This window comes from Streptomyces sp. NPDC047453, from assembly GCF_040643155.1.
Lineage (GTDB): Bacteria > Actinomycetota > Actinomycetes > Streptomycetales > Streptomycetaceae > Streptomyces.
This window is the reverse complement of the sequence record NZ_JBEYTS010000136.1, coordinates 1-8,514: the sequence shown is the minus strand read 5'-3', so window position 1 is coordinate 8,514 and position 8,514 is coordinate 1. Positions and strand designations below refer to the sequence as shown.

Annotated in this window: 8 protein-coding genes; 2 read left to right on the top strand and 6 right to left on the bottom strand. The window is 72.4% G+C overall.

Annotated elements, in window-relative coordinates:
• Positions 1-217: 217 nt before the first annotated feature.
• From ABZ818_RS41615 to sigE, 5 genes are all read right to left on the bottom strand, one after another.
• Positions 218-889, bottom strand: a complete 672-nt coding sequence (locus tag ABZ818_RS41615) for a hypothetical protein (RefSeq protein ID WP_361427230.1) — start codon at positions 887-889, stop codon at positions 218-220.
• 203 nt (positions 890-1,092) lie between these two features.
• Positions 1,093-1,557: a sec-independent translocase gene (locus ABZ818_RS41610; RefSeq protein WP_361427227.1), complete on the bottom strand. Its 465-nt coding sequence runs from the start codon at positions 1,555-1,557 to the stop codon at positions 1,093-1,095.
• Between the two features lie 177 nt (positions 1,558-1,734).
• Positions 1,735-3,615, bottom strand: a complete 1,881-nt coding sequence (locus tag ABZ818_RS41605; RefSeq protein ID WP_361427225.1) for a trypsin-like peptidase domain-containing protein — start codon at positions 3,613-3,615, stop codon at positions 1,735-1,737.
• A 761-nt stretch (positions 3,616-4,376) separates the two neighbouring features.
• On the bottom strand, positions 4,377-5,330 hold the full coding sequence (locus ABZ818_RS41600) for a zf-HC2 domain-containing protein (protein ID WP_361427222.1): 954 nt from the start codon (positions 5,328-5,330) through the stop codon (positions 4,377-4,379).
• On the bottom strand, positions 5,327-6,028 hold the full coding sequence (gene sigE, locus ABZ818_RS41595; protein WP_361427219.1) for an RNA polymerase sigma factor SigE: 702 nt from the start codon (positions 6,026-6,028) through the stop codon (positions 5,327-5,329). Before sigE ends, ABZ818_RS41600 begins: the two co-directional genes overlap by 4 nt.
• Before the next feature lie 246 nt (positions 6,029-6,274).
• Here sigE and ABZ818_RS41590 point away from each other — a divergent pair, with 246 nt between their 5' ends.
• Positions 6,275-6,973 carry an O-methyltransferase gene (locus ABZ818_RS41590; protein WP_361427233.1) on the top strand — a complete coding sequence of 233 codons (699 nt, stop codon included), beginning with the start codon at positions 6,275-6,277 and terminating at the stop codon, positions 6,971-6,973.
• Positions 6,974-7,072: 99 nt separating this feature from the next.
• Here the strand turns inward: ABZ818_RS41590 and ABZ818_RS41585 are convergent, their stop codons facing one another.
• Positions 7,073-7,240 (bottom strand): DUF3117 domain-containing protein, encoded by a 168-nt coding sequence (locus tag ABZ818_RS41585; protein ID WP_003966491.1) that lies wholly within the window; start codon positions 7,238-7,240, stop codon positions 7,073-7,075.
• A 399-nt stretch (positions 7,241-7,639) separates the two neighbouring features.
• Between ABZ818_RS41585 and ABZ818_RS41580 the strand changes: the two genes are divergently transcribed.
• A complete protein-coding gene (locus tag ABZ818_RS41580; protein WP_361427216.1) occupies positions 7,640-8,443 on the top strand; it encodes an enoyl-CoA hydratase-related protein in 804 nt (267 codons plus the stop codon).
• Positions 8,444-8,514: the final 71 nt, after the last annotated feature.

The following is an 8,514-nucleotide window of genomic DNA, read 5'->3' as shown; positions in this document are numbered from 1 at the left end:
CTGGTCACACTTCCGTAGACACAGCCAGGCCCGAGCCCGCCGCTCCCACTACAAACGTCGAGGCCACAACCCCCAGATGCGGTTGCAGTACTAGGCCGTACGAGGGCCGTGGCGGCCCGTACCGCCCGTATGGCGACAGGGGCGCCGTCCCGCGTGGACGGCGCCCCTTCGTGCCGTGTCCGCCATGTACGCCGTGTACGCCGTGTGCCGCGTGGTGTCAGGCGTACGCGTTGATGTCCTTGATCATGGCGAAGCCGAGCCCGTACGCGCTCATGCCCCTGCCGTACGCCCCCACGTGGACGCCCTGGGAGGTGGAACCGGCGAGTACCCAGCCGAACTCCGACTCCCGGTAGTAGAACGGCGTCGGGACGCCGTCCACGGGCAGGGAGAGCATGGACCACTCCGGGCCGGACAGGTCGTCGGCCAGCTCCCACGCGGTCTCCGTCTGCTGCTCCAGCCAGTCGTCCCGCAGGGTGTGGTCCACCTGCCCGGGCCAGGTGAAGGACAGCAGGCCCACCGCGGCAAGCCAGGCCGCCGAGGAGACCGAGGTGGCCTCCAGCTGGCCCGTGCCGTCGGCGAGGCGCCGTACGGGTTGGGCGGCGACGGTGACGACGACCGCGAACCTCTCCTTGGGCTCGTCCGGCGATCCGGACACGGACTCGTTGCGTACGGACGGCTCGTCGCCGTGCCCGGTCGAACCGTGTTCCACGGAACCGTCGGCCGAAGTGCCGACCTGCATCAGCCAGCGCGGCCCCGTGAAGGCCTCGTCGAGGCCGTACCAGGGAAAGGGCGCCAGCAGGTAACCGTCGGCCGTGCGCCGGGCGAAGGGTGACTGTTGTCCGCCCTCCGCGGCCGGCGCCTGCGCGCCTGCCCGACTTGTCGTCTCCATGTGCCCGGTGGCCTCCTCGCTCTCGTCGAACCGGGGTGTCCCGCCCCCCTTCGGGCGTACTCGTCCGGTCCGCACAACAACTCGGCAGCATATCCATCCCGCTTCGGGCAGCCGGGAAACCTCTCGGCGCGTGGGTCGCGGGTACGGCCGTTTCACGCCGTGCACGGGCCGTGCACGGCGTGAAACGCGTCACATGGAACGGGTCAGGTGGCGTCCGCGTCGAAGGGCGGGCGCTCCTCCTGAGCGGCGGCCTCGGGCTTCTTGGTCATGTCGATCCGGCCGCCGGCCGAACCCGAAGAGCCCGCGGACCCCGAAGAGGACGTGGAGGACGCCGAGGAGTCGTACTCGTTGCCGTTCACCGCGTCCGTGACCTCGGCCATCTCCTTCTTCAGGTCGAAGCCGTTGCGGATCTCCTGCAGCCCCAGGTCGTCGTTGTCCAGCTGCTTGCGGATGAACGTCTTGGGGTTGAGGTCCTCGAACTCGAAGTCCTTGAATTCCGGGCCGAGTTCGCTGCGGATGTCCTGCTTGGCGCTCTCCGAGAACTCACGGATCTTCCGGATCGTGCGTGTCACGTCCTGGATGACCTTCGGGAGCTTTTCGGGACCGAACACGAGCACGGCCACGATGATGATCGTCAGCAGCTCGAGCGGTCCTATGTCATTGAACACCTGAAGCTCCTTGCGATGTCCTCGGTCCTCGGCCCTCGGGTGGTCCGGTCTGTGTGGGGCTGTCCGTGGTCCGGGCCGGATCCACGGTACCCGGCCAACGTGCCCGACCGGTACCGTCCCGAGGTGTCGGACTGCGTGTACACGACGGGTTTTCCGGCTTGTTGCGCACGTTTTGTGTCAGTTGCTGTTAGAGGACCCGAGTACCAGGGAAACCTTCCGTGCCTTTCCGTCGCGTTCGACGGTCAGCTCCAGACGGTCGCCGGGGCGGTGGGCGCGTGTCTTCACGATCAACTCCTCGCCCGAGTGGACGCGCTGGCCATCCACCGCGGTGATGACGTCTCCGGCCCTGATGCCCGCCTTGGCACCGGGACCGCCGGAAGTGACCGGCGGTCCGCCGTCCCGGCCCTTGGCGCCGACCCTGGCTCCGTCGCCGGGGTAGTTCATGTCCAGGGTCACCCCGATCACCGGGTGGCTGGCCTTGCCGTGGTTGATCAGCTCCTCGGCGACGCGCCTGGCCTGGTTGACGGGGATGGCGAAGCCCAGGCCGATGGAACCGGCCTGGCCGGTCTGCAGGTCGGAGCCGGTGTCCGCGGAGCGGATGGCGGAGTTGATGCCGACGACCCGGCCGCGGGCGTCGAGGAGGGGGCCGCCGGAGTTGCCCGGGTTGATCGGGGCGTCGGTCTGGAGGGCGTCGACGTAGGACACGTCGCTGCCGTCGCCCTTCTCGCCGCCGGCCGTGATGGGACGCTCCTTGGCGCTGATGATGCCGGAGGTGACGGTGTTGGCCAGGTCGAACGGCGCGCCGATGGCGACGACCGGGTCGCCCACCTGCACGTTGTCGGAGTTGCCGAGCGGGATCGGGGGCAGGCCGCGCACGCCGCGGACCTGGACGACGGCGAGGTCGTATCCGGCGTCCCGGCCGATGATCCTGGCCTTGGCGGTCTGGCCGCCGCTGAAGGTCACCGATATGTCGCCGCCGGAGGCGGCGTTCTCCACGACGTGGTTGTTGGTCAGGACGTGGCCGAGACGGTCGAGCACGAACCCGGTGCCGGTGCCCTGCTCGCCGGAGCCGCTGACGTGCAGCGTCACCACGCTGGGCAGGGCCCGCGCGGCGATCCCGGCGACGCTGTCCGGGGCGCGCCCGGCGGGCTCCTTCCCGGCCTGCGGCAGCTCCACGGTGCCCACGCGGCCGTTGCGCTCGAGGTACGCCCCGGCGAGCCCGCCGAGCGCCCCGGACACCAGCGCGAGCACCACGGCCCCGCTCACCAGCGCCCGTGTGACCCGCCGGTGCCGCTGCTCGACGCTGAGCACGCCGACCCCGCTCTGCTGCAACGGCGCGGCGACCTGGCCACCGGCCCAGGGGTCATAACGCCCCCAGGGGTCGGCGGGGCCGGCACCGGGGTGGGCCTCCGCAGCGCCGGGGGCCGGCATGCCGTGCCCGTCACCCGCTGCCTGGGCGGGCACACCGTGCGACGGGTCGCCCCCGAGCGGGGTTCCTTGCGGCACGCCCGCCGGCCTGGCGTCCGCGGGCTGCGCCTCCTGCGGTGCGGCGGCCGGGGTCTGCGGCTGCGAGGGGAGGCCGGAGGGCGCGGGGTGCGTGGGAGCCGGAGCGCCCGGCTGGGGCGCCGGGTGCGCCGAACCGTACGGCTGGGCGTCCACGGCGGGCGAGCCCTGGGGGGCGGGTACAGGGGTGCCGGAGGAGAGAGCGGGTGTGCCCTGGGCGGGCGTCACCGCCGGGTGCTGCACGGGCGGGGCGGGAGCCCAGGGACCGGGCTCACCGTACGGAGGGGTGCTGTAGGGATCGGGATCGTGCAACGGCCTGGGCCGCTCGCCGGAGACGACGGAGGCGTCAACGGCCCCGGACGGCCCCTCCACGGGCCGGTTGGCACCCATCTCGGCAGACACCCCGGGAACACCGGGCCCGGCGGGAGTCACCGACGCATCGGGCACGGCGGGCTCGCCGTGTGCCGCAGGCACGGCGGGCGCGGTGTGTGCCGCAGGCACGGCGGGCGCGGTGAGTACGGCAGGCTCTCCGGGCGCCGCGGACACGGCGGGCACGGCGGGCGCAGCGAGCGCGGCAGGCTCTCCGGGCGCCGCAGGCTCGGCAGGTGCGGCGGGCGCCGCAGCAGGTGCAGCAGGCTCGCCGTGCGCCGCAGGCACGGCGGGCACGGTGGGTACGGCAGGCTCGGCAGGCGCAGCGGGGGCAGCGAGCTCGCCGGGCACCGCGGGCACGACAGGTGCAGCAGGTACGGCAGGCGCGGCAGGTGCGGCAGGCGCGGCAGGCGCGGCAGGCGCGGCAGGCGCGGCAGGTGCGGCAGGCGCAGCCGACGCTGCCGGTGCCGCCGATGCGTGGTCCGACTCGGCGGCAAGGGCGGACGGCGCGTCCTCCGCCCCGGTGGACGCCGGGCGGGGCCGAGCGAGTTCGAAGTCGCCCGTGTCGGGGGCGGCGCCGGAGGCCTGGAGCGGGCGATCCAGTTCGTAGTCACCGTTTGCGTCGGTGCGTGCGGGTGCCGCGCCCTGCGGCTCCTCGACCACGGACCCACCGGCTGCGACACCCTGGGCGGACGTCCCGGCCGCGTCGGCGGCCGGGACCGGACCGGACGTGCCCTCCGGCCGGTCGTCCGGAGGGACTGCGCGGCTCCACCACTTCGGGCGGGCGGACTTCGTGGGCTTGCCCTCGTTCATGTTCTCCCCACAGCGGGTCGCGGCACGGCTCGTCGTTCGGTGGCCGTGCGTCGTCGACTCCGCGCCCCGACCGGTGTCATGGGCGCGACCACTGTGGATTCAACCAGGTTCCCGGGCCGGGGCGCAGGGACCGGTCAGTGCGCGGTGTAGGAGGAAGCGGTGGGAGAGGGCGCGGTGAGCAGGCCCGGGGTCGTGAGTCCCGGGTCGGCGGACCACGAGGTCAGGGAGATCGGCGGGGTCGCGGTGAACGGACGTATCAACGGCGACATGACGGCCGCGCCCGCGACCACCGGGGTGGTCAGCGGATGCATCACGTTCTGCGTCTGCCCGCCGGGAGGCACGGCCCCCGGCAGCAGCGGTGCGGCCGGCGGCGCCGAGACAGCCTGCGCCGAGCCCGACGACCGCTGTCCCTGGCCCGACTGCGGCGCGGCCGACTGGCGGCGCCGCGCGGTGTCGGACGCCGACGCCGCGCCCACACCCGCCGTGCGCGCCGGAGTCACGTTGCTGCCGGTCCCGGAGCCGCGCGCCTCCGCGGCGGTGTCACCCGCCGAGCCGGTGGTCACCCCGCCCAGGGCGACCGCGGCCAGCGACACGGCCCCGGCGGCGACGAACGCGAACCGCAGCCCTCGCGAGGCGGACCGCTCGCTGTCGGGACGGCCGACGGGGTGGATCCGGAAGCCGCGATCCTCGGCGGGGACGGCGGGATGCGGCCGGGCCGGAACATACCCGAACTCGAACTGCTCGCCGCGCTCCACCCCGAACACCCCGGAGCCTGAGGACAGCCCTCCGGGCAGCCCTCCGCCGCCCAGCGGCGAACCACCACCACCGCCGCCGGTACCACCCCCCGGGAGTCCCTGGAGGCGGGCCAGGAAGCTCTCGGAGGGAGGCGGTGGGGCCGCCTGGGCGAAGACGTTCTTCAAACGGCGCTGTGCGTCGACCTCCGCCTTGCACTTCGGGCAGGTGGCCACATGCGCCAGGACACGCTCACGCGTGTCGTGACCGAGCTCGCCGTCCACGAGGGCGGCGAGCCGGTCTCCCAGATGCTGTTCCGCGAGGCGCCCCGCGGGGTCCGGTCGTGATCCACTCACGCGGTCGCGCCCCCTCCCCCCAGCGCGGGGACCGGGGCCACGAAGCCGCGGCGCTCGGCCCGGGCCTGCGGCGAGCGGTGCGCAAGGGCCTTGCGCAGCTGCGAACGGCCGCGGTGGATGCGGGAGCGCACCGTACCGAGCTTGACGCCCAGGGTCGCGGCGATCTCCTCGTACGACAGTCCTTCGATGTCGCACAGGACGACGGCGGCACGGAACTCGGGCGCGAGGGTGTCCAGGGCCTGCTGGACGTCCGCGTCGAAGTGCGCGTCGTTGAAGAGCTGCTGCGGAGTGGGCTCCTTGCTGGGCAGCCGCTCGGCCGCGTCGTCGCCGAGCGCGTCGAAGCGGATGCGCTGCTTGCGGCGGACCATGTCCAGGAAGAGGTTCGTGGTGATGCGGTGCAGCCAGCCCTCGAACGTGCCCGGCGTGTAGGTCGACAGGGAGCGGAAGACGCGGACGAAGACCTCCTGGGTGAGATCCTCGGCGTCGTGCTGGTTGCCGGTGAGGCGGTAGGCCAGGCGGTAGACACGGCCGCTGTGCGTGCTGACGATCTCCTCCCAGGTGGGCGGAGTCCACGCCTGCCCGTCCGCGTCGGTCGAGAAGGTCGCGGTCTGGGTGGATTCGGCGGTGTGGCTCACGTCAGCAGCAGTGTTGGTCACGGATTTCGGCCTGCCCGCCGATCCGAGAAAGCGCCGTAGCACTCCTCCCCGATCTTCAGGCGCAGCCGCACCTCCCCTGTCGGCTCTGGTGGTGTCCAGTGGAGCCCCTACCATAGCCACCTCGCCCGTTAGCTCCGGATAAGCAGTTTTACGAGAATTTGACACGTGCTGGCACGGCTGGTGCGACTGCGTCAGCACTTGCTCGGTGTCCCGATCCATCCCATACCCCCCGTCCACGCCTTCCTCGCGCCCCGTGTCGCTTCCTCACCCCTTCAAACGACCGGTCCCATCTGCGGGTTCCCGGCCCCAACGGATACAGTCACGCCCAGGCAACCACGGGGACAGGAGAGGGTCATTACCGGCAACCGGCAGACGAGCTGGGCGTTCGCCGACGCCTATGTCGCCGAGGACGACGCGCTGCGCTGGGCCCGTGAGCGGGCCCGTGATGCAGGGCTGCGCTCGGTGTCGCCCGGCGCGGGCGCCGCGCTGCGGTTGCTGGCCGCCACCGTGGACGCCAAGGCGGTCGCGGAGATCGGCACCGGCACCGGGGTCTCCGGGATCCACCTGCTGCACGGCATGCGGCCGGACGGGGTGCTGACCACCGTCGATCCCGAGCCGGAGCACCAGCAGTTCGCCCGCCAGGCGTTCCGCGCCGCGGGCTTCGCCGGCAACCGCGCCCGCTTCATCCCCGGCCGCGCCCTGGACGTGCTGCCCCGGCTCGCGGACGCGGGATACGACCTCGTGTTCTGCGACGGCGACCGGCAGGAGTTCCCCGAGTACCTCGCTGAATCGTTGCGCCTACTGCGCCCGGGAGGCCTCGTCGCCTTCGAGGGTGTCTTCGCGCACGGACGGACGGTGGACTCCGGACCGCAGCCGACGGAGGTCGTGCGGCTGCGGGAGCTGCTGCGCACGGTGCGCGAGAGCCCCGACCTGACACCTTCCCTGCTGCCGGTGGGCGACGGACTGCTGTGCGCCGTCAAACGCTGAGCGCTCGCGTCACCCGCGTGTCGCGCGGCCCCGCACAAACAGCGACCCCGACACCGCGTACGATGCCGGGGCTACTGAAAGGGTATGGTCGCTTCCGCGTCAGCCGACGACCTTCTTGAGGGCGTCGCCGAGCGCGTCGGCCTCGTCAGGGGTCAACTCGACGACGAGCCGACCGCCGCCTTCGAGCGGAACGCGCATGACGATGCCCCGCCCCTCCTTGGTCACCTCGAGCGGGCCATCACCCGTCCGCGGCTTCATGGCCGCCATGCTCGTTCCCCTTCCTGAAACCCAGCTCATCGTCAAAGCCGACGGCCCACCGAAAGGGCACGCGCGCGATCCCTGTCCAGGACGGCACAGGACACGCGACACCGGCATCGAACACATTGCTTCCAAGCCATTATCCCGCATCCCAGGACCCGATGACCAACATCAGTTGGCATCGCTTGGGCAACGCGCGCGAGCAAAACCACTCAATTCGGCGATGTGACTGCGATACTGCGCCTCCGCGTCTTCGTGCGCCCGCCGCGGACGCCCCGGAATTCTTTGACGCAGGTCACATGCCGGGTCCGCGCCCCGGCCGGTGATCTCCGTCATGCTGTCCTCGGACCAGGATCGACCATGACGTACCGAGCGGTACGTCATCGAGGCGACACCGGAGGGGATCCCATGGCCGACACCGTGCTCTACGAGGTGAGCGACGGGCTCGCGACGATCACGCTGAACCGCCCCGAGGCGATGAACGCGCTGAACGTCGCCGCCAAGGTGGCTCTCCGGGACGCGGCCCGGGAGGCGGCGGACGACGGCGCCGTGCGGGCGGTCCTGCTCACCGCCGCCGGGGACCGGGCGTTCTGCGTGGGCCAGGACCTCAAGGAGCACATCGGGCTGCTGGCCGCCGACCGGGAGTCCGGGTCGGGGCAGACCATGAGCACCGTGCGGGAGCACTACAACCCGATCGTGCGGGCGCTGGCGGGGGCGCGGAAGCCGGTGGTCGCCGCCGTGAACGGGGTCGCCGCCGGGGCGGGCTTCGGCTTCGCGCTCGCCGCCGACTACCGGGTCGTGGCGGACACGGCGTCCTTCAACACCTCGTTCGCGGGCGTCGCGCTCACCGGGGACTCGGGGATCTCGTGGACCCTGCCTCGGGTGGTGGGGCCGTCCCGCGCCACCGACCTGCTGCTCTTCCCGCGCCGCATCACCGCCCAGGAGGCGCACGAACTGGGCATCGCGAACCGGGTCGTGCCGGCCGCCGAACTGCGGGCCGAGGCCGAGAGGACGGCGCGGGCGCTGGCCGAGGGGCCGACGGCGGCGTACGCGGCGCTGAAGGAGGCGGTGGCCTTCGGACTGACGCACTCCCTGGAGGAGACCCTCCAGAAGGAGGACGAACTCCAGACCCGGGCAGGGCAGTCCGAGGACCACGCGATCGCCGTCCAGGCGTTCGTCGACAAGGAGAAGCCGAAGTACCTGGGCCGCTGACCGCGGCGTAAGGTGGCGCGCCGCCCCTGACCGGCCGGTCAGGGGCTGATCAAGGGAGCGAGCAAGGAACG